26 protein-coding genes are annotated in these 24345 nt (G+C 67.5%); 17 read left to right on the top strand and 9 right to left on the bottom strand.

The window, feature by feature from the left end; genetic code table 11:
- Positions 1 to 7: 7 nt before the first annotated feature.
- Positions 8 to 694 carry an SDR family oxidoreductase gene (locus AZH51_RS01710; protein WP_291520588.1) on the top strand — a complete coding sequence of 229 codons (687 nt, stop codon included), beginning with the start codon at positions 8 to 10 and terminating at the stop codon, positions 692 to 694.
- A 3-nt stretch (positions 695 to 697) separates the two neighbouring features.
- Here the strand turns inward: AZH51_RS01710 and AZH51_RS01705 are convergent, their stop codons facing one another.
- The 3 genes from AZH51_RS01705 to glpX are packed head-to-tail and all read right to left on the bottom strand — an operon-like array spanning position 698 to position 4808.
- The gene (locus AZH51_RS01705) at positions 698 to 2893 is read right to left on the bottom strand and encodes a glycoside hydrolase family 3 C-terminal domain-containing protein (RefSeq protein ID WP_291520587.1); all 2196 of its coding nucleotides are present in this window, start codon (positions 2891 to 2893) and stop codon (positions 698 to 700) included.
- Positions 2890 to 3810 carry a carbohydrate kinase gene (locus AZH51_RS01700; RefSeq protein ID WP_291520585.1) on the bottom strand — a complete coding sequence of 307 codons (921 nt, stop codon included), beginning with the start codon at positions 3808 to 3810 and terminating at the stop codon, positions 2890 to 2892. The genes AZH51_RS01705 and AZH51_RS01700 overlap by 4 nt, the downstream gene beginning before the upstream one ends.
- A 5-nt stretch (positions 3811 to 3815) precedes the next feature.
- On the bottom strand, positions 3816 to 4808 hold the full coding sequence (gene glpX / locus AZH51_RS01695; RefSeq protein ID WP_291520583.1) for a class II fructose-bisphosphatase: 993 nt from the start codon (positions 4806 to 4808) through the stop codon (positions 3816 to 3818).
- A gap of 77 nt (positions 4809 to 4885) precedes the next feature.
- On the opposite strand from glpX, the gene AZH51_RS01690 reads away from it, so the two are divergent.
- Positions 4886 to 5482 carry a DUF4245 family protein gene (locus AZH51_RS01690; protein ID WP_291520581.1) on the top strand — a complete coding sequence of 199 codons (597 nt, stop codon included), beginning with the start codon at positions 4886 to 4888 and terminating at the stop codon, positions 5480 to 5482.
- Here AZH51_RS01690 and AZH51_RS01685 read toward each other — a convergent pair.
- Together AZH51_RS01685 and AZH51_RS01680 are read right to left on the bottom strand one after the other, a co-directional pair.
- Positions 5452 to 6615, bottom strand: coding sequence for a cytochrome P450 (locus AZH51_RS01685; protein WP_291520579.1), 1164 nt, complete (start codon positions 6613 to 6615; stop codon positions 5452 to 5454). The genes AZH51_RS01690 and AZH51_RS01685 overlap by 31 nt on opposite strands.
- A gap of 2 nt (positions 6616 to 6617) precedes the next feature.
- Complete coding sequence (locus AZH51_RS01680) at positions 6618 to 6842, bottom strand: exodeoxyribonuclease VII small subunit (RefSeq protein ID WP_291520576.1); 225 nt, start codon at positions 6840 to 6842, stop codon at positions 6618 to 6620.
- 147 nt (positions 6843 to 6989) lie between these two features.
- Here AZH51_RS01680 and AZH51_RS01675 point away from each other — a divergent pair, with 147 nt between their 5' ends.
- The 3 genes from AZH51_RS01675 to AZH51_RS01665 all read left to right on the top strand — a co-directional run bounded on the left by AZH51_RS01675 (position 6990) and on the right by AZH51_RS01665 (position 9977).
- Complete coding sequence (locus AZH51_RS01675; protein WP_291520574.1) at positions 6990 to 8063, top strand: glycosyl hydrolase family 18 protein; 1074 nt, start codon at positions 6990 to 6992, stop codon at positions 8061 to 8063.
- A gap of 73 nt (positions 8064 to 8136) precedes the next feature.
- Positions 8137 to 8736: a helix-turn-helix domain-containing protein gene (locus AZH51_RS01670; RefSeq protein WP_291520572.1), complete on the top strand. Its 600-nt coding sequence runs from the start codon at positions 8137 to 8139 to the stop codon at positions 8734 to 8736.
- The gene (locus AZH51_RS01665; protein WP_291520570.1) at positions 8736 to 9977 is read left to right on the top strand and encodes an MFS transporter; all 1242 of its coding nucleotides are present in this window, start codon (positions 8736 to 8738) and stop codon (positions 9975 to 9977) included. Before AZH51_RS01670 ends, AZH51_RS01665 begins: the two co-directional genes overlap by 1 nt.
- A gap of 5 nt (positions 9978 to 9982) precedes the next feature.
- Here AZH51_RS01665 and xseA read toward each other — a convergent pair whose 3' ends face one another.
- Complete coding sequence (gene xseA / locus AZH51_RS01660; RefSeq protein WP_291520568.1) at positions 9983 to 11209, bottom strand: exodeoxyribonuclease VII large subunit; 1227 nt, start codon at positions 11207 to 11209, stop codon at positions 9983 to 9985.
- 5 nt (positions 11210 to 11214) lie between these two features.
- The gene (locus AZH51_RS01655) at positions 11215 to 12822 is read right to left on the bottom strand and encodes an ABC-F family ATP-binding cassette domain-containing protein (protein WP_291520566.1); all 1608 of its coding nucleotides are present in this window, start codon (positions 12820 to 12822) and stop codon (positions 11215 to 11217) included.
- Between the two features lie 145 nt (positions 12823 to 12967).
- On the opposite strand from AZH51_RS01655, the gene AZH51_RS01650 reads away from it, so the two are divergent.
- Entirely contained in the window at positions 12968 to 13966 is a 999-nt protein-coding gene (locus tag AZH51_RS01650; RefSeq protein ID WP_291520564.1) for a 4-hydroxy-3-methylbut-2-enyl diphosphate reductase, read from the top strand.
- 5 nt (positions 13967 to 13971) lie between these two features.
- Complete coding sequence (locus AZH51_RS01645) at positions 13972 to 14613, top strand: pentapeptide repeat-containing protein (protein ID WP_291520562.1); 642 nt, start codon at positions 13972 to 13974, stop codon at positions 14611 to 14613.
- A gap of 94 nt (positions 14614 to 14707) precedes the next feature.
- On the opposite strand, the gene AZH51_RS01640 is transcribed toward AZH51_RS01645, so the two are convergent.
- A complete protein-coding gene (locus AZH51_RS01640) occupies positions 14708 to 15616 on the bottom strand; it encodes an AraC family transcriptional regulator (protein WP_291520560.1) in 909 nt (302 codons plus the stop codon).
- Between the two features lie 129 nt (positions 15617 to 15745).
- On the opposite strand from AZH51_RS01640, the gene AZH51_RS01635 reads away from it, so the two are divergent.
- Together AZH51_RS01635 and AZH51_RS01630 are read left to right on the top strand one after the other, a co-directional pair.
- Complete coding sequence (locus AZH51_RS01635) at positions 15746 to 16672, top strand: NADP-dependent oxidoreductase (RefSeq protein WP_291520558.1); 927 nt, start codon at positions 15746 to 15748, stop codon at positions 16670 to 16672.
- 33 nt (positions 16673 to 16705) lie between these two features.
- Positions 16706 to 17461 (top strand): hypothetical protein, encoded by a 756-nt coding sequence (locus tag AZH51_RS01630; RefSeq protein ID WP_291520556.1) that lies wholly within the window; start codon positions 16706 to 16708, stop codon positions 17459 to 17461.
- Here the strand turns inward: AZH51_RS01630 and AZH51_RS01625 are convergent, their stop codons facing one another.
- Positions 17462 to 18649, bottom strand: a complete 1188-nt coding sequence (locus AZH51_RS01625; protein ID WP_291520554.1) for a DNA recombination protein RmuC — start codon at positions 18647 to 18649, stop codon at positions 17462 to 17464. It lies immediately after the preceding gene.
- Between the two features lie 38 nt (positions 18650 to 18687).
- Here AZH51_RS01625 and orn point away from each other — a divergent pair, with 38 nt between their 5' ends.
- The 8 genes from orn to AZH51_RS01585 all read left to right on the top strand — a co-directional run bounded on the left by orn (position 18688) and on the right by AZH51_RS01585 (position 24319).
- Complete coding sequence (gene orn, locus AZH51_RS01620; RefSeq protein ID WP_291520553.1) at positions 18688 to 19245, top strand: oligoribonuclease; 558 nt, start codon at positions 18688 to 18690, stop codon at positions 19243 to 19245.
- Between the two features lie 218 nt (positions 19246 to 19463).
- Positions 19464 to 20537 carry a redox-regulated ATPase YchF gene (ychF, locus tag AZH51_RS01615; RefSeq protein ID WP_291520551.1) on the top strand — a complete coding sequence of 358 codons (1074 nt, stop codon included), beginning with the start codon at positions 19464 to 19466 and terminating at the stop codon, positions 20535 to 20537.
- A gap of 158 nt (positions 20538 to 20695) precedes the next feature.
- Positions 20696 to 20920 (top strand): ribbon-helix-helix protein, CopG family, encoded by a 225-nt coding sequence (locus AZH51_RS01610; protein ID WP_291520549.1) that lies wholly within the window; start codon positions 20696 to 20698, stop codon positions 20918 to 20920.
- Complete coding sequence (locus tag AZH51_RS01605) at positions 20911 to 21330, top strand: PIN domain nuclease (protein WP_291520547.1); 420 nt, start codon at positions 20911 to 20913, stop codon at positions 21328 to 21330. The genes AZH51_RS01610 and AZH51_RS01605 overlap by 10 nt, the downstream gene beginning before the upstream one ends.
- A 275-nt stretch (positions 21331 to 21605) precedes the next feature.
- Positions 21606 to 21923: a hypothetical protein gene (locus AZH51_RS01600; protein ID WP_291520545.1), complete on the top strand. Its 318-nt coding sequence runs from the start codon at positions 21606 to 21608 to the stop codon at positions 21921 to 21923.
- Between the two features lie 46 nt (positions 21924 to 21969).
- The gene (locus AZH51_RS01595) at positions 21970 to 22167 is read left to right on the top strand and encodes a type II toxin-antitoxin system VapB family antitoxin (RefSeq protein ID WP_291520543.1); all 198 of its coding nucleotides are present in this window, start codon (positions 21970 to 21972) and stop codon (positions 22165 to 22167) included.
- Complete coding sequence (locus tag AZH51_RS01590) at positions 22164 to 22526, top strand: type II toxin-antitoxin system VapC family toxin (RefSeq protein ID WP_291520541.1); 363 nt, start codon at positions 22164 to 22166, stop codon at positions 22524 to 22526. The genes AZH51_RS01595 and AZH51_RS01590 overlap by 4 nt, the downstream gene beginning before the upstream one ends.
- A gap of 38 nt (positions 22527 to 22564) precedes the next feature.
- On the top strand, positions 22565 to 24319 hold the full coding sequence (locus AZH51_RS01585) for a DUF429 domain-containing protein (RefSeq protein WP_291520539.1): 1755 nt from the start codon (positions 22565 to 22567) through the stop codon (positions 24317 to 24319).
- The last annotated feature ends 26 nt before the right edge of the window (positions 24320 to 24345 follow it).

Here is a 24345-nt window from a genome sequence, read left to right as displayed (position 1 = left end):
TGTGGGTGTGGATCTTCCTGTCGTTCTGATCACCGGCGGTACTCGAGGGATCGGTGCCGCCGTCGCGGAGTCGCTTGCCGCCGATCACCACCTGCTGATCGGCGGCCGGTCGGCGGAATCGGTGGCCTCCGCGGTCGCGTCGTACCCGTCGGCGTCGGGATTTGTCGCCGATCTGGCGTCGCCGTCGGAGGTTTCGGCGGCGGTGGCCGACATCGACCGGCTGGATGCCGTCGTGCACTCCGCGGGCATTCTCGGCTCCGGCGCCGTGGCGGACCTGTCGCGCGACGACTGGCGAAAGACCCTGGAGCTCAACGTAGTTGCGGTCGCGGACCTGAGCCGGGAGCTGCTGCCGCTGTTGCGCGCGTCGCGGGGGACCGTGGTCACGATCAACTCCGGCAGCGGGTTGCGGTCCGGCGCGAACGGTGGTCTCTACTCCGCGTCGAAGTTCGCTCTGCGGGCGTTCACGGACGCGCTGCGCGAGGAGGAGCGGCCACACGGCGTACGGGTATCAGGCATCCACCCGGGGCGGGTCGCCACGGACATGCAACGCGAACTCAAGCAGATCGAGGGGGAGGAGTACGACGAGTCGCTCTACCTCAGGCCCGAATCCGTCGCTGCGGCAGTCCGATTGGCCATCACCGTCGGTCGCGACGCGTGCATCGAGGAGCTCTCGATCCGACCCGGACCGCGCTAGGGCTCAGTTGTCCCCGTTGGCAACCGCGATCAGCTGCTCGATCATCTCCTGGGTGACCGGAACGCCGGGGAACCGGGTGAGCCGGCCGATCGGCAGTGAGCCCATCAGGGTCAGGGTGTCCTGGTCGACCGGCGCCGCTTCGCGGACGATGGGCCCGGCCACCGGGTGGGCGAGCAGTTCCTCGAGCGAGGAGTTCATCGTCAGCGGAACGCGGTCCGCGTCGCCCTCGATGGTCACGACGCTCGAACCGCGCAGGTCGCGACTGGAGGACCCGACCGCGATCTCGTAGTCTCCGCCTTCCACGACGAAGCGGTCCAGACGGACGTCCCAGTAGGCCAGGTCGTCGCGGGGGATAGTGATGTGGACCGGTGCGGACTCGCCCGGCTGCAGCTGCGCCGATGCGAAGCCCTTCAGCTCCCGCGGTGCCCGTTCAACCGCTGAATTCGCAAGGGACACATAGGCTTGCACGACTTCGCGACCGGCGGTCGAGCCGGTGTTGCGGATCTGCACGGTGACCACGACGGCACCATCGGTGTCCAACTCGACGGTGGGTTCGCCGTACTCGAAGGTGGTGTAGGACAACCCATGACCGAACGGATAGGCGACCGGCAGATCGCGGTGGTCGTAGCCGCGGTAGCCGACGAAGATGCCCTCGCCGTAGCGCACGTGACCGCCGGAGCCGGGGAAGTTGTCGTACGACGGGTTGTCGGCCAGGCGCAGCGGGATCGTCTCGGTGAGCTTGCCGGAAGGGTTGATGTCACCGACCAGAACATCGGCGATCGCACTGCCACCACCCTGGCCGAGTAGCCAGCCCTCGATGATCGCCGGCACCTTGTCGTCGAACGGCAGCGCCACGACGCCACCGTTGGACAGCACCACCACGGTGTCGGGATTTGCGGCGACAACGGCGTCCAGAAGTTCGAGTTGGTCGGCCGGTAGGTCGATATGGGTGCGGTCGAAACCCTCGGACTCCTCTTCGGCGGGCAGCCCGAGGAAGACCACCGCAACGTCGGCGTCGGCCGCCGTGCTGACCGCCTCGGCCCGCAGGGCCTCGGCGTCCGCTTCCTGCTTCAGATCGAATCCGGCTGCGTAACTAACGTGTTCGAACTCGCGGTGTTGGAGCTGGTCCAGGGCGTTGTCCAGGCGCGTCGGATTGATCAACGACGATCCAGCGCCCTGGTAGCGCGGTTGCTGCGCGAACGCCCCGATCACCGCGACACGCCTGGTGCGGTCGAGCGGCAGCAGGTCGTTGTCGTTCTTCAGCAGCACGATCGACCGGGCCGCTGCTTCGCGCGCCAACGCGTGATGCTCATCGACATCCAGCGGGCCGGCTGCCGCAGGGCGCGCCCCGGCCTTGCGGACCAGGTCAAGCACGCGTCCGGCGGCGGTGTCCACCGCTGTCTCCGCCAGGGTTCCCGCCTCCACGGCGGCCACCAGGCGAGCAGCGGATTGCCCACCGCTGGAGGGCATTTCGAGGTCAAGTCCGGCGGGAAGGCCAGCCACGCGGTCGTTGACCGCACCCCAGTCCGACATCACCAGGCCGTCAAAACCCCATTGATCCCGCAGGAGGGTCGTGAGCAGCCACTCGTTCTCGGAGGAGTAGGTCCCGTTGATCCGGTTGTAGGAACACATCAGGGTCCAGGGTTTGGCCTGCGTCACCACCCGGTGGAAGCCACGCAGGTAGATCTCGTGCAGTGGTCGTGGATCGACGTCGGCGCTGACCCGCATCCGGTCGGTCTCCTGGTTGTTGACCGCGAAGTGTTTCAGCGATGCGCCAACGCCCTGGGACTGGATGCCCTCCACCAGGGCCGCACCCATGACCCCGGCGACCAGCGGATCCTCTGAGTAGTACTCGAAGTTGCGACCGCCCAACGGGGACCGTTTGATGTTGATGCCGGGGCCGAGGATGACCGCGACGTCCTCGATCGCGGACTCCACGCCGAGCGCGACTCCGACCCGTCGGGCCAGGTCGGGGTCGTAGGAGCAGCCCAGCCCGACCGCCGGCGGGAAGCAGGTGGCCGGGACGCTGTCGGCCAGGCCGGCGACACTGCTGTCCCCGCGCTGTTTGCGCAGCCCGTGCGGTCCGTCAGTGAGCATCAACGCCGGGATGCCGGCCCGCTCGATCGCGGTGGTGTGCCACAGGTCGGAGCCGCTGGTCAGGTCGGCCTTCTCCTGCAGGGTCAGTTCGATGTCGTTCACGAGGGCAGTTCCTCTCGGTGTGGTGGATTCGCTCCGGCGCGGGAGACGGTGATCGCGGAGCAGGCGACCGCTCGCGCGGCAGCGGGCAGAACGTCGGTCAGGGACGCGCCGCGCAGGGCCGCACGCGAGTCCGGTCCGCCGAGCAGGCCAGCGTCCAGCAGCCCCGAGACAAGGCCGGACTGGAACGAATCACCAGCGCCGACGGTGTCCACGACGTCGACGGAAGCGCCTAGTACGTCAGCGAACTCGCCGGTGCGGGCGAGGTGCACCCGAGCGCCATCCGGCCCGCGGGTAGCGACCGTCAGGGACGGCCCGAGCCGGGCCCACAGGGCCAACACCGCATCGAGCGAGGCCTGCTGTCCGTAGAGCCACTCGATGTCCTCGTCACTGGCCTTCACAACGTCGGACAGTCCGATCAACTGCTCGATCTGCGCGCGCGCATCGTGCGGGTCGCCCATCAGCGAGGGTCGCGCGTTGGGATCGAAGGAGATCGTGGCGTGCTCGCGTGCGGCCCGGATCGCTTGCTCGACCTGGATCGCGCCCGGCTGCAGGACCGCGGCGATCGAACCGGTGTGGAAGTGGCCGAAGTCGGGTGAGAGCTGCTGCTCGAACCGCCAGTCGATATCGAATTCGTAACTGGCCGAGCCGTCTTCAGCCAAAGTGGCCTGCGCGGTGCTGGTCCGGGTCGCGGTGTCCGAACCCGGGACGAGCTGGACTCCGTCCTCGCCGAGACGACCGACGATGAGCGCCCCGTAGGGGTCACCGGCGATATGTGTGGCCAGTTCGGTGTCGTGGCCGAGACGGGCCAGGCCGACGGCGACGTTCAGCGGGCTCCCGCCGACGTGAGCTTCGACCGAACCGTCGACGCGGCGTACGACGTCGATCAGGGCCTCCCCGGCGACCAGCACCCGGGCCATCGCGCCTACTTCACACCCGGTGCGTAGGTGCGCAGCTTGTCGAGGCGGTGCTCGGCCTCGATCGTGCGGATGGTGCCGCTCTTGGAGCGCATCACCAGCGAGTACGTCGTGGCGCCGCCGGCGTAGTAGCGGATGCCCTTGAGCAGCGAACCGGTCGTGATGCCGGTGGCTACGAAGAAACAGTTGTCGCCGGTGACCAACTCGTCGGTGGACAGCACGCGGTCCAGGTCGTGCCCGGCGTCGATGGCCTTCTGCTTCTCGTCGTCGTCCTTGGGCCACAGGCGCCCCTGGATGGTGCCGCCCAGGCACTTCATCGCGCAGGCGCTGATGATGCCCTCCGGGGTGCCGCCGATGCCGAGCAGCAGGTCAATACCGGTGCCGGGGCGGGCGGCGCTGATCGAGCCGGCGACGTCGCCGTCGGAGATGTAGCGGATGCGGGCGCCGACCTCGCGGATCTCCTCGGCGATCTGGGCGTGCCGCGGGCGGTCCAGCAGCACCACGGTGACGTCGGAGACGCTGCTGCCCTTGGCCTTGGCGACCCGCTTGACGTTCTCCTTCACCGGCAGGCGGATATCGACGACATCGGCGGCCTCGGGACCGACAGCCAACTTGTCCATGTAGAACACGGCGCTGGGGTCGAACATCGAGTGGCGTTCGCTGACCGCCATCACCGACACCGCGTTGTTCATGCCCTTGGCGGTGAGGGTGGTGCCGTCGACCGGGTCCACGGCCACGTCGACCTCCGGGCCGGTGCCGTCGCCCACGAGCTCGCCGTTGTAGAGCATCGGCGCCTCGTCCTTCTCGCCCTCGCCGATGACGACGGTTCCGCGCATGGAGACCGAGGAGATGAGCTTGCGCATGGCCTCGACCGCGGCACCGTCGGCAGCGTTCTTGTCACCTCGTCCCACCCAGCGGCCACTGGCCATCGCGGCGGCCTCGGTGACCCGCACCAGTTCCAGCGCGAGGTTACGGTCGGGGATGTCGCTGATGTCAGGCATGGTGCTCCTTTGCTCCCGATCGCCCGGTGGCGTCGGCCGATCCGAGCCTATCGGGCCGGATAAGGGAAGATGGACCGGTGAGCGAGACCGCGACCCAGGAACAGGCCCCCGCGCCAGCACCACGCCGTCTGCGCGGTGGCGTGCGCAGCATGGTGATCTCGATGGTCGTGTTGCTGGCCGCTGTGGCGGTCTGGGTGGCGATGGTGCCGCGCGTGAGTTCGGTGAGTACGCCGATCGCCGACCCCCAGGGCATCGCGCGTGAGGTCGGTGCCCAGCAGAAGTGGGATATCGCCATTCCGGTCGGCCTGCCGGACGGTTGGGCCGCGCAGAACGTCACGTTGCTCACCTTCGACAAGCAGCCCGCCACCTGGCAGGCCGGCTACGACGCACCGAACGGTGGTTATGTCGCGGTCTTCCAGACCAAGGACGGTGACGCGACCTGGGTCCAGCAGCAGACCTACTCCGGGCAGCCGGCGGGTCCCGTCACGATCGACGGTGTCACCTGGACCAAGTACGACCGGGCCAGCAAGGACCAGAAGTCCCTTGTGCGCAGTACGCCGCTGTCCGGGTTGTCGACCGTGGTCACCGGCCTGGGCAGCTGGGAGCAGCTGCAGCAGTTCGCCGGGGCCCTGCAGCCGATCAGTCAGGCGCTCAAGACCTCGACGGCCTCGTAGCCGCGAAGGACCCAGGTCGGCCGGCGAGTGGTGGCGCTGAGCGCCAGAGCCGGGAATCGGCGTACGACGGTCGCGATCGAGGCCTGCAACTCCACCCGGGCGAGCGGGGCACCCACGCAGAAGTGCCGGCCCAGCCCGAACCCGACATGCGGGTTCGGGTCGCGGGCCAGGTCGAACTGGTCTGCGGTATCACCGAATACGGCCGCATCGCGGTTGGCCGAACCCATCAGGCAGGCGATCTTCTGACCCTCGGCGATGGGCACGCCCGCGATGTGGGTGTCGGTGACAGCGGTCCGTTCGAACAGTTGCAGTGGCGCGTCGAACCGCAGCCACTCCTCGGCGGCGGTCTCGATCGGGACGGTGCCCTCGACGAGTCGCTGCCACTGGTCCGGGTGCTGCAACGCGGCCACCAGACCGTTGCCGAAGGCGTTGACACTGGCCTCGTGACCGGCGTTGAGCAGCAGCACCACGGTCGCGACGAGTTCGTCCTCGCTGAGCCGGTCACCTTCGGCGCGCTCAGCCAATAGACCCGTGATCAGGTCATCACCGGGGTGCTGCTCGCGGAAGGCGACCACATCACGCACGTAGGCGGAGAACTCATCGGCCGCTTGTGCTGCAGCGGATTTCGTCGCGTCGGTGATGCCGGGTTCGTAGAGGTGCACGATGGCTTGCGACCAGCGGCGTAGGTCCGCGTGATCGGTCCGGGGGACGCCCAGCAGGTCGGCGATGACGAAGACAGGCAACGGCTCGGCGTACTGGGCAATGATGTCGCCGCCATCGAAGTCCTCGATGAGCTCTTCGGCCAGGGCGGTCACGCGCGGCCGCATCCGCTCGACGTGACCACGCCCGAAGGCACCGGCGACCAGCCGCCGTAGCCGGGTGTGCGCCGGCGGCTCGTTCTCCATCAACTGGTTGCGATGCAGCGAATTGACCTGTGCCATCTGGTCTTCGGGCTCGAAGTCAGACCAGATGCGGCCGAAGTCGCGGCTCTTCAGGGTCTCGGTGACCGCGGCGTGCGTGGTGGCCAGGAACATGCCCCAGCCGTCGTGCCACAGCACGGGTCCCTGCGCCCGCAATGCGGCCAGCGCCGGGTAGGGATCGTCGATAAACCCGGGGTCGGTGGTGTCGAGCACGGTCACTCTTCGTGCAGGTCCTGGATCTGCTCGGCGGTCATCGACTCGATGCGCTTCTCGGCCTGGTCGAGCCACTGCTGACAGTGCTGGGCCAGCGCCTCGCCGCGCTCCCACAGCGACATGCTCTCCTCCAGGCTCTGGTTGCCCGCCTCGAGTGTCGCGACGATGGCCGTGAGTTCGTCACGGGCGTCCTCGTAGGACAGGTCGGCAATCTGCGGCTCGGTCATGCGCCCCAGCCTAGGTGCAGAGCGTGGTCGGTGCAGACGGCTGGCGGCCGCCGGAATCGGTCGGAGCGCGCGGCGCCATGGCCGGCGTCACTGCAATAGCGTGGTCGATGGCGGGATTAGTTAACACTCCTTACTAAAGAGGTCCTCATGAAGCAGATTCGTTTTGCCGCCGCCGTGGCCGCAGGCCTGGCCATGGTCGCGACGGGAATGGGCAGCGCCACAGCCAGTGCCCACTCGGCGGCGACGCACGACTCCAGATGGAACCGGCCGCCATCCCTCACGTCCGGCTTGCCCTCGCGGGTGGCCGCGCCGTACGTCGATGTCACGGGGGTCAGCGACCTGGCGAAAGTGTCTCAGCAGTCGGGTTCGAAGTACCTCACCTTGGCTTTCTTGCAGACTGCTGCTGCTGGCTCCTGTGATCTGACCTGGGCAGGCGACGCAACCAAACCGATCTCCGCTGCCGTCTACGGCGACCAGATCCGCGATATCCAACGGCGCGGCGGCAATGTGATCCCTTCGTTGGGTGGTTTCACTGCTGACACCACAGGCACTGAACTGGGCGATAGTTGTAGCGATCCGGACAAGATCGCCGTTTCGCTGATCAAGCTCTTCACCACCTACCGCGTGCATCGGGTGGACCTGGACATCGAGGCCGACTCCATCAACAACGCTGCGGGCGTCGATCGCCGCAACCAGGCGATCGCAAAGGTGCAGGAATGGGGCAAGCGGCACCACTACCCGGTGTCCTTCTCGTACACATTGCCGTCCACGCCCCAGGGTCTTGCTCCCAGTGGACTGGCGGTGCTGGCGTCCGCGGCACGGTTCCACGCCAAGATCGACGTCGTCAACATCATGACCTTCGATTATTGGGACGGCGCCCAGCACGACATGCTCGCCGACGCGAAGACGGCTGCAACGGGGCTGACCGCCCAGCTGAAGTCGACGATCCTGCCGCACGCATCGACCGCGCATCTATGGCGCAGCGTGGGGATCACCCAGATGATCGGGATCGATGACTTTGGCCCGACCGAGACCTACAGCGTGGACCAGGCGAAGGCATTGGTGTCCTGGGCCCGGCAGAAGGGCGTCTCCTCGATGAGCTTCTGGGCCTTGCAACGGGACAACGGAACGTGCCCCGGGAAGGTCGGCCAGAACGACTGCTCCGGCATCGCGCAGTCGCAATGGGAGTTCAGTAAGGCGTACGCCCGCTTCACGTCCTAGGTAGCGACGTCCACAAAGGACCGTTTGCAAAGAAATCTTTGCAAACGGTCCTTTGCAATGCCAGACTGGCACCATGCCTGATTCAGTCAGCCCGTCCCCGCATCAGTTGCGCGCCCTGGCCCACCCGGCCCGGCTGCGCATGTTGGGTCTGTTGCGCGCCCACGGTCCGCAGACGGCCAGTTCCCTGGCGCAGCAGCTGGGTCTGAACACCGGCGCCACCTCCTACCACCTGCGGCAGTTGGCCCAGCACGGCTTCATCGAGGACGATCCGGGGCGGGGCAACGGCCGGGAGCGGTGGTGGCGCGCCAAGCACACCTCGACCACGGTCGATGCTGAGGAGGTCAGCACTCCGCAGGAGCGCGACCAGGTCGAGGCCTACCTGCAGACCGTGGTGACGATCTACCAGCAGCAACTACAACGCGCGGTCGAGGAACGGCCCCTCCTGCCGGCGCCGTGGCGACGAGCGTCGACCTTCAGCGACTTCCATCACCGACTGACGCCCGAGCACGCCGAGCAGCTGACCGCCAAGCTGGAGGAATGGTTGTCCGGATTGCCGGAGGACGACGACCCTTCCGCGGCTCGGTTCGTGGTGCAGATCAGCGCCTTCCCCTACCCCGGCGCCGTCCCGCCGCGGGATGACCTGCCCGAGGACGACCTGCCCGAGGACAACTGATGCGAGCGCTGGTCGGAACCCTTGTCTCCGATGCGATCTCGCTGCTGGGCACCCGGATCACGATGATCGCCATCCCGTTGTATGTGCTCGCGACGACTGGGAGCGCGGCCAAGACGGGGGTGGTGGCCTTTGCCGAGGCACTCCCGTTGGTTATCGGCAAGGTGTTGGTGGGTCCGGTGATCGACCGCTTCGGTGCCCGCCCGGTGGCGATCGGCTGCGACCTCGGCTCGGCGGTCGTGGTGGGTGCGATTCCGTTGTTGCACGACACCGGCCGGTTGCCGTTCCCCGCGTTCGTGGCCCTGGTGGCTGCTGCCGGGGCGCTGCGCGGGCCCGGCGATGCCGCGAAGAGCGCGATCATCCCGTCCGTTGTGCGCCACGCTGGTGTCCCGATGGAACGAGCGACCGGCCTCTTCGGCACGATCGAACGCACCGCCACGATGATCGGTGCGGCGCTCGGCGGCTTGCTCATCGCCACGGCCGGCGCGGCGAACGCCCTGATCGTCGATGCGGCCAGTTTCGCGGTGTCGGCCGCTGTATTCGCCTGGGCCACAACGGCGTTGCGGACCTCCCCGGAGCTATCAGCAGAGCCGCACTCGTCCTACCTCCGCTCGCTGCGCGAAGGGTTCGCCTTCCTGCGTACTGACCGCGTGCTGGTGGGCATCACGGTGATGGTGGCTCTGACCAACCTGCTGGACGCGGCGTGGAGCACCGTGCTCGTGCCGGTGTGGGCGGTGGACAGCGGTGGGGGCGCGCGGATCGTGGGTCTGCTCTTCGCCACGTTTGGCGCGGCGGCCGCACTCGGCGCGTTGATCGCGTCGATCTGGGCGCAGCGGCTCCCGCGCTACGTGGTGTACGTCGTGGCCTTCCTCTTCGCCGGTGCGCCGCGGTTCATCGCCATGGCTCTCGACGTGCCCCTGGTCGCGTTGCTCGTGGTTGCCGTCGGTGCCGGGTTCGCATCCGGTTTCATCAACCCGGTGTTGGGCGCAGTCATCTTCGAGCGCATCCCCGAGCCGCTGATGGGCCGTGTGTCGTCGTTGACGACGGCCATCTGCTGGTCGTTGATGCCGTTGGGCGGTCTGCTCGGTGGGCTCCTCGCGAGCCGATGGGGGATCTCGTGGGCGCTCGCGGCCGTCGGCGCGGCCTACTTCCTGGTCACGATGCTGCCGGCGCTGGACCCGCGGTGGCGGGAAATGGACGACCGCCGTCGCGGCGCCGAAAAGGCCGAGGTAGCGGCCGTCTGACGAACTCAGTCGGTGCGGGTCGCGCGGAACCGGCCGTCGGCGACGGTGACCGTCAGCGCGTCACCCTTGGCGACCTGTTCTTCAGCGGTCACGACGGTGCCGCCGGCCAGGCGCACCACGGCATACCCGCGTTGCAGCGTCTGCAGCGGCGACAGGGCCCGCAGATGGGTGCGTTGGTGGGTGATCGCGGTGCGTTCGCGATCCAGCCGCCGGGTGGTCGCCCGCCGGGCGCGCTCGTGCAAGTCCTCGATCGCCGTACGCCGAGTGGTCACCATGGTGCGCGGCTGCGCCATGATCGGTCGGCTGGTGAGCGCTCGTAACTGGCGGCGCTCGCCGGCGACACGGGATCGCAACAGGTGACCCGAGCGGCCGCGCAACGCGGCCAGCAACGCAGTCTGCTCCGCCAACGACGGCACGATCAGCGCAGCCGCATCGGTCGGGGTCGAGGCGCGTACGTCGGCGACGTAGTCCAGCAACGGGGTGTCCACGTCGTGACCGATGGCGGACACGACGGGAGTGCGGGCGCCGGCCACCGCACGCAGCAGGGCCTCGTTGCTGAACGGCAACAGGTCCTCGAAAGAGCCACCCCCGCGGGCGATCACGATCACGTCGACCTCGGGCTCGGCGTCCAGTTCCGCAAGCGCAGCACTGACCTGCTCCATGGTCCCGACGCCTTGCACCGCGACCGTCCGGATCTCGAATCGCGTTGCGGGCCAACGACGTAGGGCGTTCTCGACGACGTCCTTCTCCGCCGCACTACTGCGCCCGCAGATCAGCCCGACCCGGCGCGGCAGGAAGGGCAACGGCTTTTTGCGAGAAGCGTCGAAGAGTCCTTCGGAGCGCAGCAGTTGCTTCAGATGCTCCAACCGCGCGAGCAGCTCACCGACCCCGACGTGCCGCATCGTGCGCACGTCCAGGTGCAGCGTCCCGCGCTTGGTCCAGAAGGTCGGCTTGGCATGCACGACGACGCGGGTGCCCTCGGCGATGTTCGGGCCCATCGCCGCCAGCGTGTTGGTGTGCACGGTCGCCGACAACGACATGTCGACCTCGGGGTCACGCAGCGTGACGTAGCAGGTGGGCGAACCCGGCCGCCGGGTCAGTTGCACGATCTGCCCCTCGACCCACAGCGGCGACATCTTCGCGACGTACTCCTCGATCTTCATCGAGAGCACGCGCACCGGCCAGGGCTGCTCGGCGCTGGTGTCCAACGCACGATCGGGCAGGGAGGGCATAGGCCCTACCGTAAAGCCAGGGTCGGACCAGCCCAGCGGCGTGTGAGCCAGCGGTCGTGCGTAGCCACCAGCACGGTTCCCGGAGATCGGCCGAGGGCATCCTCGAGTTCACCGGCCAGTTGAAGCGACAGGTGGTTGGTCGGTTCGTCCAGCAACAACAGGTCCGGGCTCTGTGCGATCAGCACGGCCAGGGCCAGGCGCCGCCGTTGCCCGGCGCTGAGTGCTCCGACGGGGCGGTGCTCGTCCCGGGGCAGCAACAGGCCGAGTTCGCGCAGCGTCACGGGCTGGCCCTCGCCGAACAGGTCGGACGGCGTCTGGTGCGGATCGGCGTACGTCACGTCCTGCGGCAGCAGACCGATCCGCCGGGCGGTCACCCGCACCGACCCCTCATCCGCGCTCAGCCCCCCGGCGATCACGTTGAGGAGGGTCGATTTCCCCGAGCCGTTGGGACCGGTCACCAGCAGGTGCTCGCCGGCGGTGACGTCCAGCCGGGGCAACTGCAAGCGGTCGTGCACCAGCAGGTCACGAACGTGAACGACCTCCCCGGTGGCCTTGGCACCCGCGGTCAGCGGGGTGTCAAAACTCAACCGCCGCGGTGGTTTTCGCAGTTGCGACCGCTCGGCTTCTGCCAGTCGCTGCTCGGCCTGGGCCACCCGTCGAGCCACGGTTTTCTGGACCCGCGCACCCTTGAAGTTGTAGATGAACTTGTCGCCGTCGCGCGGCGGCCGGTTATGGGCCACGGCCTCCGTCCCGATCTTCGTCTCGGCGCGCAACCGGCGGATGTCCTGCTGTTGCTCGTGGTGGGTCTGCGCCCAGCGCGCCAGGGCCGCGTCCCGATGATCGACGTACGCCGACCAGCCACCTCCGAAGAGCCGCCCACCTTCGCCGTCGGTCCCCAGGGCGTTCGGATCCAGGTCCAGCAGGTGGGTCGGCACGCGGTCCAGGAAGGTGCGGTCGTGGCTGGCGAACACGAGTACGCCTGGCAGCGTTGGCAGTTCGCGCTCCAGCAGTTCGACCCCGGGGGGATCGAGATGGTTGGTCGGTTCGTCCAGGATCAGGACCGCGGGCCGGCGAACCAGAGCCGCCGCCAGGCTCAGGCGCGTGCGTTGGCCGCCGGACAGACTGCTGACCGGACGGTCCCCGTCGAGTGCGGCGACCCCTAGCGCATCGGCGGTGGCGGCAACCCGCTCGTCGACGGACCACGCGTCGTGGATGCTCGCCCAGGCCAGCAGCCGGTCGTACACCGCGACGTCCGCCGCGTCGGCGCTGTCCAGGTGTTCACTGAGGCGTTCGAGGGTGCGCACCGCCTCCCGCAGCGGCCGAAGGGCGGTGTCGAGCAGGTCCGTCACAGTTCCGGCGACCGGATCGGGATCCTGGGGGACGTACACGAGATCAGTAGGGCGGCGTACCTGCCCGGCGTCGGGACGGTCGACTCCGGCGAGGATCCGCAACAGGGTCGTCTTGCCGGCGCCGTTCTCGCCGACGACGGCCAGGCGGGTGCCGGGGGCGGCGGTGAAACTGAGGTTGTCCAGAACGGTTCGGCCGTCGAACGCGCGGGTGATGCCGTCGGCGATGACGGGACCCGGGGGATCAAAAAGGTAGGTGTCTGACATGGGGCTCCGAGGGGACGCGAGAGGTCCCGCGGGGTGATCCGCGACGCGGGACGGGGCTCGGTCAGTTCTCCATGATGGCTCCAGCGTAGGCCGGGGCAGCGGCGGCTGGCCAATCACTTTCCGGTCGCCGCCTACGATGGAACCCATGACGTCCTCAGCGAAGCGGGTCCTGCTCGCGGCTCCCCGCGGCTACTGCGCCGGCGTGGACCGCGCCGTGGTGACGGTCGAGAAGGCGCTCGACCTCTACGGGCCGCCGGTCTACGTGCGCAAGGAGATCGTGCACAACAAACACGTGGTGACCACGCTGGAGAAGCGCGGCGCGATCTTCGTGGACGAGACCGATGAGGTGCCCGAGGGCGCCACGGTGATCTTCTCGGCGCACGGCGTGGCGCCGATCGTGCACGAGGAGGCGCGCGCGCTCAGCCTGAAGACGATCGATGCGACCTGCCCGCTGGTCACCAAGGTGCACCGCGAGGCCAAGCGCTTCGCCAGCGACGACTTCGACATCCTGTTGATCGGTCACGAGGGCCACGAGGAAGTCGTCGGTACCTCGGGGGAGGCGCCGGACAACATCATCCTGGTGCAGTCGCCCGATCACGTCGACCAGGTCGAGGTGCGCGACCCGTCCAAGGTGGTGTGGCTCTCGCAGACCACGCTGTCGGTGGACGAGACGATGGAGACGGTGCGCCGGCTGCGGGAGAAGTTCCCCGCGTTGCAGGATCCGCCGTCGGATGACATCTGTTACGCCACGCAGAACCGGCAGCTCGCGGTCAAGCAGATGGCGCCCGAGACCGACCTGATGATCGTGGTGGGTTCACGTAACTCCTCCAACTCCGTGCGGTTGGTCGAGGTGGCGTTGGAGCATGGCGCTCGCGACGGGCACCTGGTCGATTACGCCGACGAGATCGACGAGGCGTGGCTGTCGGGTGTCACCACCGTGGGCGTGACCTCGGGTGCCTCAGTCCCGGAGGTGCTGGTGCGGGACGTGCTGACGTTCCTGTCCGACCGCGGCTACGACGACGTGCAGCCCGTGACCGCTGCCGAGGAGTCCCTGCTCTTCGCGCTGCCGAACGAGTTGCGCCGGGATCTGAAGGCCGCTGGTCAGGGCACCAAGGTCCGGCACGACGCAGGTTCGCTGCACTAACGGCGATGGTCGCCCCGCCCCGCCTGTTGGCTCCCTCGGTCGCCGATGTGGTGGCCGCGTCGCTGCCGCCGCGGGCGGAGGACGACGCCGAGGGCATGGCGTACGCCGATCTGTCCGGTGATCTGGACCTGGACCGGGCCGAGTTCTTCGAGTGCTCCTTCTCCTCACTCGTGCTGGACGAATTGGTTTCTGCACGAACGACGTTCGTCGACGTGGCGTTTTCCTCCGTGCAGGCGGTCGCCTGGCCAGCGGCCGGCTCGATCTGGCGCAACTGCTCGGTCCGGACCGGGCGCGTCGGGTCGTGGGATCTATCCGCGGCGACGTTGCGCGGTGTGCTGGTGCGAGGGGTCCGGTTCGGTTATGTGAATCTGCGGGACGCCCGCCTGACCGACGTGCTCTTCGAGGATTGTGTCTTCGAATCGGTCGACATGCCGGGGGCGTCCTCCGAGCGGGTGTCGTTCGTGGACTGCCGCTGCGAGGAGATCGATCTGCGGGGCTGCACCAACGTCGACCTCGACCTGCAGGGGCTGGATTTCGCTGCGCTGCGGTCGATCTCGGGTGCCCGGGGCGCCACGATCAGTGAGCTGCAGTTGTCCCTGGTGGCGCCGCTGTTGGCTGCCGAGGCCGGCCTGCTGGTGGAGGACTGATCAGCCGGTTGCGAGCCACTTTTGGATCGGGATTCACGCAGATGCGCAGATTTCCCGTGGATCGCGATCCAAAACTCGGGTAGGGCCCAGCCGGTCAGGCCGCCGCGGCCTGTGCGGAGCGCCACCGTCCCGGTGCCTGCCCGGTGTGCCGCTTGAACGCTGCGGCAAACGCGTACTCCGAGGCGTAGCCGACCGACCCCGCGATCGTGGCAACGCTGTCGACGGTGTCCCGCAGGGCCTCCTTGGCCACCGACATGCGCCAGTCGGCGAGGTACTGCAACGGAGGTACGCCGATCGTGTCCGTGAACCGGCGGGCGAATCCGGACCGCGACTGATGGGTCAGCCCGGCAAGCGTGGCGACCGTCCACGCGCGTTCTGGTTCGGTGTGCATGGCATGCAGTGCGGGTGCCAGCGCTGGGTCGTCCAGTGCGAAGATCCACCGCGGTGCGGACCCCGACGTGGCGAACCACTCTCTGAGGGCGAGCACCAGGACGGCGTCGAGTAACCGGTCCAGCAGCACCTGCTGCCCAGCGTCACCGATGTCGACCTGGGCGATGAGCAGATCCAGGGCACTGCGCAGGGCACTTCCGCCACGCGGCCGGATGCGGGCGATGGGCGGCAGGGTGTCCAGCAGGGACTTGGACAGATCGCCCTCGAAAACGTATGCGCCGCAGAAGAACTGAGCTTCCCGACCTGCCTCGGGGTTTCCAGCGGACGCCGATCGCGAGGTCTCCGAGCGGGGAAGCGGCTGCGGGGTAGCGGCAGGGTCCGAAGCCATCAGGTGCGGGGCGGCCCGAACCAGGACCACGTCGCCGCCGACCACCCGGACGGGGGCATCTGGCCCATCGACGGTCCACGCCTGCAGGTCACCGTCGATGATCGAGTGGATGGCCAGCGTGCCGCCGACGGGGAACTGGACGCACCACTCGCCGTACATGGTGGTGCGCGAGAACGCGGCACCGCGCGCTCGCGAGCGTTGCAGCAGGTCGCTCAAGGCATCCATGGAAGTAGACGATCGCACAAGAAATCGGGACATTCAAGCATGGAGAGTCCAGATGAGATGCGGTGGACTGGCTTCAGCGGATAACCGCAGTAGCAGCCAGCGCAACATCACGATCCACGAGGAGTTCTCATGAAGGCAGTGCGTTTCAACCAGTTCGGCGGTCCCGAGGTCCTGGAGATCGTCGAGACCGACATCCCCGTTCCCGCAGCTGACGAGGTCGTCGTGCAGGTCCGGGCCGCCGGCATCAACCCCGGCGAGGCCTCCATCCGGGCGGGGCTGCTGGAAGCGGTCTACCCGACGACCCTGCCCAGCGGCGAAGGCAGTGACCTCGCGGGGGTGATCACCGCCGTCGGTGCAGACGTCGATGGCTGGAGCGTCGGCGATGAGGTCGTCGGGTGGGTGGATACGCGGTCCAGCCACGCGCAGTACGTCGCGGTGCCGACCGCACATCTGGTCGCCAAGCCGGAGGCACTGTCGTGGGAGGTGGCGGGCGCGGCGTTCGTGGTTGGCGCCACGGCGTGGGGGGCGACCGGCGCCGTGCAACCGTCGCCCGGCGATGTGGTCGCAGTCTCGGCCGCCGCTGGCGGCGTCGGCAGCCTGGTGTCGCAGTTGCTCGTGGAGCGAGGCGCGACGGTGCTCGGTATCGCATCAGCTGAAAACGCCGAGTGGTTGCGCAGCAAGGGAGTGACGCCGATCGATCGGACCGGTGGCCCGGAGGCGATTGCCGACCGCCTCCGAGAAGCCGCGCCGGACGGTGTGGACGCGTTCATCGACCTGTTCGGCGGCGGTTACGTGCGGCTGGCCCTGGATCTCGGTGTGGCCGGTGAGCGGATCGACACGATCATCGATTTCGAGCAGGTCGGCAAGAACGGCGTTCTGGGTGCTGCCAGCACCGAGGGATCGAGCGCAGCGGTGCTCGAGGAGATTGTGACCCGACTCGCGGATGGTCGTCTGGAACTGCCGATCGAGGCGAGGTACCCGTTGGACAAGGTGCAGGACGCCTTCACCCAACTGCAGCAACGGCGGACCCGCGGAAAGATCGTTCTTCTCCCGTAGCCACTGCCTCGTGCGATCTGCCACGATGCGTCCATGACCAACGTGCTGCCGGCCGGTGCCGAGCTAGGGGTACCGGCCGGCAGCACGCCCCAACGGTGGGCGTGGTGGCGTGACTCCCGGCATGTGATCGGCGCCCTCCTGCTTGCGCTGTGGATCCCGCTCTTCGCGATCACCCTCTGGGCCTTTCCCCGGCCCGCCACCGGATCGGAGCTCGGCGAGGCAGTTGCCTCTGGTTCGGTCACCGGTTGGGCGCTGGTCGGGGCATCAACCGTAGAGCCGGCGATGGGATCTTCGGCATGGAATCTGGGCGCGGATCGGCGTGACAACGTGGATCCGTCTGCTGCCGCCTACGTGCTATGGCGCAGTACCGACCAGCGTCGGCACCTGACCGACGTCGACGCAGTGCCTGTCCCCGAAGCGTCCGGCAGTGACAAGGGCACTGCCGTGCAGACGTGGCTGACCGACCAACTGGTCCGGCATCAGGCGCAGTACGGGTCGCATGACCCGCGGGAGCCAGGCACCGGCGAGAACCTGCTGCGAGGCGGGTTGCTCCTGACCGCCCTGGCGGGCGTGCTTGGCGGGGTTCAGCCACGCTTCGGCACACGGTGGTTCTGGTTCTGGTTGATCGGTCTGAGCGGTGGGCTCGGTGTCGCGGCGTACGCCGTCATAGAAGGCGTGCGCGCCGGTGCCCCGACGTCGAGACGGAAGCCACTCAGGGGCTGGGCAGGTCTGGCCGTCTTGGTTGTCGGGTCGTACCTGGTATCGGGACTGGTTGGTTTCTTCGGCTGATCAGCCCACCGCCCGATCCGTTTCGGACGCAGCCGGCGCGACCCGGAAGTCCAGCTGCGGCCGATCGACATCCGGCAGCGCCTCCACCAGTTCCGGTGCGGACAGACTGCGCGGCGCTGCTTCCAGCGGTTGCGTCTGTGCGAGCGCCTCATCCGCCACGCCCAACTCGTGCATCTTGCGCGCCGTGACCAGCACCCGCGACTCCAGACTTCCGACCAACTGGTTGTACGCCGAGACGGACCTCTCCAGCGACCTGCCCAACGTTGCGGTGTGGGTGCCGAGGGTCGCGAGCCGCTCGTAGAGATCGCGACCCAGCTTCAGCAGGTCCCGTGCATTGTCGGTGAGCGAATCCTGTTGCCAGGCAAGTGACGTGGCGCGCAGGATCGCGAAGAGGCTGGCCGGCGATGCCAGCACAACCTTCTGCCCGATCCCGCGATCGAAGAGGCCGGGGTCAGCGCGCAGCGCGGCGGCCAGCAGCGCTTCGCTGGGCACGAAACAGATGACCAGTTCCGGGGTGTTGTCGAACGCGGTCCAATACGCCTTCTTGCTCAGCGAATCGACGTACCCGCGCAAGGCAGCCGCGTGCTCGGCCAACAACTGACCGCGTTCGCGCTCCGTCAGGCCGTCAGCGCTCGCGGCTAGGAACTTGCCCGTCGGAGCCTTGGCGTCCACGACGATCAGCTTGTCCCCGGGCAGTTTCACGACGGCATCCGGACGGACCCCGGTGCCTTCACGGTTCGTCCCCGACGACTGCTCCTCGAAGTCCACCCGTGGCAGCATCCCGGAGGCTTCAAGGATTCGGCGGAGCTCGGCCTCGCCCCATTGGCCGGCGTGCGTAGAAGTCTTCAAAGCCCCTGTGAGCGTGGCGGTTTCGGAGCGCAGCTGGTCGGTCACTCGGCGTACGTCGATCAATCCCTCGCCCAGCGCGCCGAACTGGTGCTCGCGGGAGCGCTCCAACTCGCCCACCTGCTCGTACACGTGCTGCAGCGTCGCGCGCAGCGGCGCCAACTCGCCCGCGATCTGGCGGTCCTGGTCGGAGGCAGTCGCCAGCGTCTGCACCTGAGTGCGCAGCCCGTCACGCTCGGTGACGGCGGTGGCCAGGCGCGCGGCGTACCTGCTCTGGACCACTAGCCAGGTGAGCACAGCACCCAGAGCGAGCCCGGCGAGAGCGGCGAGGAAAACGTTCATGGGAACAGCGTGTCAGGGGGGTCTGACAACCTGGGGTCATGACTTCGAAACAGACGAGCGCGACGCTGTTGTGGGTGGACCTGGAGATGACCGGGCTGGATCCGGAGCAGGACCGGATCCTGGAGGTTGCCGCGATCACCACCGACTGGGACTTCGCGGAGTTGGGGACGTTCGAGGCGGTGCAGCACGTCGACCCGGAGCGGATCAAGCAGCGGATGGTGGGGGAGTTCTGGGAGAAGTTCGCGCATGTGCGCGAGGCGCTGGTGGCCCAGAACGAAGAGGGGACACCGGCCGAGGAGGTCGAGGAGCGGTTGTTGGCGTTCGTCGACGAACACTTTCCGAGCAATACGCCGGTCGTCCTGGCCGGCAACTCGATCCACCAGGACCGCAAGTTCATCGACCGCGAGTGGCCGCGGCTGGCGAAGCGCCTGCACTACCGGATGCTGGATGTGTCCAGTTGGAAGCTGGTGATGCAGGGCAAGTACGGCGTGACGCACGCCAAGGGGGAGGCGCACCGGGCGCTGGACGACATCCGTGAATCCATTGCCGAGCTGGCCGACTACACGTCGTACGTCGACGTGCCGCCCGCCCTCTAGCGCTCCGGTAAGGCGTGTGGCACACGTTTGTTATCTCGGCGAGCGGTTGGCACGCGTTTGAGCGGATCTGGTCGTCAGGCCAGCAATATTGCGACAACCGCGCGCGCTCGCAGCAATCGTGTGCCAGCGGCGATGGCCAGGAGCGGCGCGGGGACTTATCAGCTGGCGACTACACGTCGTACGTCGTCGTCCCGCGGACGCCGTAGAATCTTGAACCCGTGGCCCTCACCATCGGAATCGTCGGACTGCCCAACGTCGGCAAGTCCACCATGTTCAACGCCCTGACCCGCAACAACGTGCTCGCCGCGAACTACCCGTTCGCCACCATCGAGCCGAACGTCGGCGTGGTCCCGTTGCCCGACCCGCGACTGAAGGTGCTCGCGGAGATCTTCGGCAGCGAGAAGATCCTGCCCGCGACGGTGTCCTTCGTCGACATCGCCGGCATCGTGCGCGGCGCCTCCGAGGGCGAAGGCCTGGGCAACAAGTTCCTGGCCAACATCCGTGAGGCGGATGCGATCTGCCAGGTGATTCGCGCGTTCGACGACCCCGATGTCGTGCACGTGGACGGCAAGGTGTCGCCCTCCTCGGACATCGAGACGATCAACACCGAGCTGATCCTGGCCGACCTGCAGACGCTGGAGAAGGCCGTGCCGCGGCTGGAGAAAGAGGTCAAGGGCAAGAAGGTCGACAAGTCCGTGCTGGACGCCGCGCTCGAGGCCCAGAAGGTGCTGGAGGAGGGTACGACGCTGTTCGCCGCGGGGGTCGACGTCGAACCGATCCGCGAGCTGGGTCTGATGACGGCCAAGCCGTTCCTTTACGTCTTCAACCTCGACGAGGACCAGTTGGGTGACAAGGAGTTGCAGGCCCAGCTGGCCGACCTGGTCGGCGGCGCCGACGCGATCTTCCTGAACGCGAAGCTCGAGATGGACCTGACCGAGTTGGATGAAGACGAGGCTGCTGAACTCCTTGAGTCGTACGGCGTTGAGGAGTCTGGTCTGAATCAACTGGCGCGTAAGGGTTTTCACGCTCTCGGGCTACAGACCTACCTGACGGCCGGGCCCAAGGAGTCACGGGCGTGGACGATCCACAAGGGCTGGACCGCCCCGCAGGCTGCTGGTGTTATTCACACCGACTTCCAGAAGGGTTTTATCAAGGCCGAGGTGATCTCGTTCGATGACCTGGTGGCCACTGGCTCCGTTGCCGAGGCCCGCGCCGCGGGCAAGGCCCGCATGGAGGGCAAGGACTACGTCATGGCGGATGGTGACGTCGTGGAGTTCCGATTTAACGTCTAGCGTTTCGTGTGGACCGGAGGGGGCGCTCACGATGTCGAACTCGTCGACTACGAGGTCGCAGACGCGATCATCGCGCGTATAGGCATGACGCGACAAGGCTGTTGATACTTCTCCGTGCGAGGTGATATCGCGATATCATGGCGGCGGAGGTGGTCATCATGACGAACGTGCTGATCCGTGGACTGAGCCAGGCGGCCATCGAGCGAATCGACGCGGAGGCAGCGGCGCTCGGTCTTTCGCGCAACGAGTTCCTTCGCCGTCGGCTCGAACAGGAGACTTCAACGCCTGTTTCGATCACGGTCACCGCGGATGACTGGGGCCGTTCGTTGGCCGCATTCGGCGACCTGGCCGACCCCGACCTGATGGACGATGCATGGCGGTGACCAGCTGGCTCGTTGACAAGTCGGCGTATGTGCGGATGCAGGCGGGTCAGGCGCAGAACATGGCTGAGTGGAATGCACGCATCGAGCGAGGGTTGCTACACCTTTCGGCGGTAACCCGACTCGAACTGGGTTTCTCGGCCCGCTCGGGCGCGGTTGGTCGCGAGGCGTTCGATCTGCCACCGCTGGCACTGATGCCGATCGCTCACCTCACACCCGCGATGGAGGATCGCGCCTTCGAGGTGCAGATGCTCCTCGCAGACCGTGGCCAGCATCGTGCTCCCTCCATCCCGGATCTGCTCATTGCGGCGACCGCGGAGAAGGCCGGACTAACGGTCCTTGCCATGGATAAGGACTTCGATCTCATCGCCGAGATCACAGGCCAGTCTGTGGAAACGCTTGCGCTTGGCTGACCTGTGGCGTTGTCCACAGGCCGCCAGTCATGGCGCTGCCCGCGTGCGCGGTTAACGGCACTATCGGCGGCATGGGAATCAGGTACTCCGCCGTCGCGTTCGACGCGCATCTGTCAGACATCGCACGCGAATCGCCCTACCGCGTCTATCGGCGAGACCCGTTCGACCGCTTGAAAGGGATTGGCTGTCTGCCTACCTGCGATCACAGCTCGCGAGACTGGCATGAGCCGTGCCGCGGTTGCCTTCTCCTGGACAAGGCGTGGCGCGACCTGCAGATGCTGACTGAGCCCGAGTGGCCCGAAGCTGCTCGCCCGGCGTACCGGATGTTCGAGGGCGATGTCACCTACGGCACGGACTGGTCGGAGGAGTTTCCGTGGGTTGCCGCCATCCAGCCGGAGGATGTCCCTGCGATCCGCGACGACCTGTTGACTCTGGGTGTCGACGACTTCGCGCCCGCAGTCCAGCGTCGACGCCGAAACTCCGATCCGGTCACGGATTGCTTCGACTACGAGGTGATGTTCCTGGAGCACGCGAAGAAGTTCATGACGTGGCTGGCCGAGGACGGTCGCGGCATGGTCTACCTCATCGGATGATCGCTAGCATCACAGGTAGCACCATATGATGCTCCTGGAGGTGCCTATGCGAACCACGGTGACCCTGGACGACGACCTGATCGAGAAGGCTGCAGCGCTCACCGGAGTGCACGAAAGGACGGTCCTGATCCGGGAGGGGCTGCAGGCCCTGATCAGGCTTGAAAGCGCGCGCCGACTCGCTGCGTTGGGCGGCAGCGACCCGGACGCGACTGCGGCCGATCGTCGTCGGCGGACCGCTGGATGATCCTGGTCGACACCTCCGTATGGATCGATCATCTGCACCGCGCAGACGCGGAACTCATCGCGCTGCTGGCTGATGATCAGATCGGCTGCCATCCGTTGGTGATCGAGGAGCTTGCGCTGGGCTCGATCGCTGGCCGGGGCGCCGTCATCGAGTTGCTTGCCAACCTCACGCAGTTCCCCAGCCTGCAGCACGATGAGATTCTTCACCTCGTCGACTCGCACCAGTTGTGGGGCCGTGGCCTCAGCGCCGTCGACGTCGCTCTCCTGGGCTCCGCCCTCATCGCCGCCGGGGCAAAGCTATGGACCCGCGATAAGCGATTGGCGGCGGTCTGGGCAGAAATCGGCGACCCCACGCACTAAGCGAGACCGCTTCAGGCGCGGTCGGGAAAGATACGTACATGCACTTCATCGGGATCGATCTCGCGTGGGGCGAGCGCAACCCCTCCGGGGTGGCCGTGCTCGACGACTCGGGCACCTTGGTGCACCTCAGCGCCGAGCGCACCGATGACGACATCGTCGCGGTGGTGCAGCCCTATCTGCGTGATGGAGCGATCGTCGGCATCGACGCTCCGCTGGTGGTGCGCAACGCCACCGGGAACCGCGCGGCCGAGCAGGCACTCAACAAGGACTTCGCCCGGTTCGACGCCGGTGCTCACCCGGTCAACACCGGCATCACCGCCTTCGCCGATGGCACCCGCGGTGCCCGGATCAGCGCCCGCCTCGGGCTGGATCTCAACCCCGACTCGACCCGCGACCGGCGAGGGGTCGAGGTGTACCCGCACCCGGCCACGGTGGCCCTCTTCAACCTCGGCCGGACCCTGAAGTACAAGAACAAACAAGGGCGCACGGTCAGCGAGTTGCGCGAGGCCATGCGCACGCTCCTCGGTCTCCTGGAGTCGCTGGCCACCGCGACGCCCGCGTTGCGACTGGTCGGCAGCGACCAGTGGCGTGCGCAGGTTGCCGCCGTCGAGTCAGCCACCACCAAGGCCCAGTTGCGGGTCGTCGAGGATCAGGTCGACGCCGTGATCTGTGCCTACGTCGCGCTCTACCGACAGCGCCGCCCGACTGACACCACGACGTACGGCGAGTACCCCGACGGCTACATCGTCACCCCCACGCTGCCGACCGGTTTGAGTCCTTCGCCGCGGCCACCGCGCATCGCGAGCCAGGTGCAGCAGGTACGCCGAGCGGTTGCCGCCTATGCGGCGGACTTCCCGTCCGTCCGCGCCGCCGCAGACGAGGCGGTCGAGGTGGTGACCGGGATCCTGGACGATGCGGGCTTGAACTACCTCAGCGTGACCGGGCGAGCGAAGTCGGTGACGTCGTTCGCCGAGAAGGCGGCCCGCACCGCGGACGGCGTTGCCCTGTACGACGATCCGCTGCACCAGATCCACGACACCATCGGACTGCGGGTCATCACCTATGTGCCCTCCGACGTCGCGGCGGTCGCCGAGTTGCTGGCGGACGACGCGGTGATCCTGGATGACCGGGACATGGGTCGCGAAACAGCCAGCGAGGGTCGATTCGGTTATGCGAGTAGGCATTTGAGCATCCAGCTGACGCCCGAGGACCAGCGCGAGCACCCAGCCATCGGGCAGCGCGCCATTCAGGTGCAGATCCGCACGGTGCTGCAGCACGCGTGGGCAGAGTTCGAGCACGACATCCGCTACAAGGGCACGGTGCCGGAGGAGTTCCGCGCCGACTTCGACCGGCGGTTCACCCTCGCCGCCGGCCTGATCGAGTTGGCCGACCAGGAGTTCGCGACGATCCGTGAGCGACTTCAGCAACAGGTGCACGTGGCGGAGGTAGACGAGCGCCCGAACGAGACGAGCATCGCGCCGCGGGAACTGGCCGCGTTCCTCGCGGGCGAGTTCCGCGGCGCGGCGTGGTCCCGCCCGGAGCACTACGCCTGGATCGCCGGCCTCGTCGAAGCGTTGGGCATCACCAACCTGGCCGACCTTGCCACCGCGATCCGGGCCGTGGATGCCGACGCGATCGCCCGGCAGATGGACTACCGCCGCCCGTCGGGAGCAGTGCGGCGTCTCGACGACATCCTGCTCGCCAGCTACGGCGAGCGCTACGTGACGCTGCCCGGCAACGCACACCGGCACGACCGGTTGCGGGCCCGGCTGAGCAAACTGTCCGAGCGCTAGCGACAAACCGCGTAATCCGTGTCGGT

This window comes from Branchiibius sp. NY16-3462-2 (assembly GCF_001594145.1).
In the GTDB taxonomy this organism is placed as follows: Bacteria; Actinomycetota; Actinomycetes; order Actinomycetales; family Dermatophilaceae; genus Branchiibius.
This window is presented reverse-complemented; position numbering and strand designations above follow the sequence as displayed.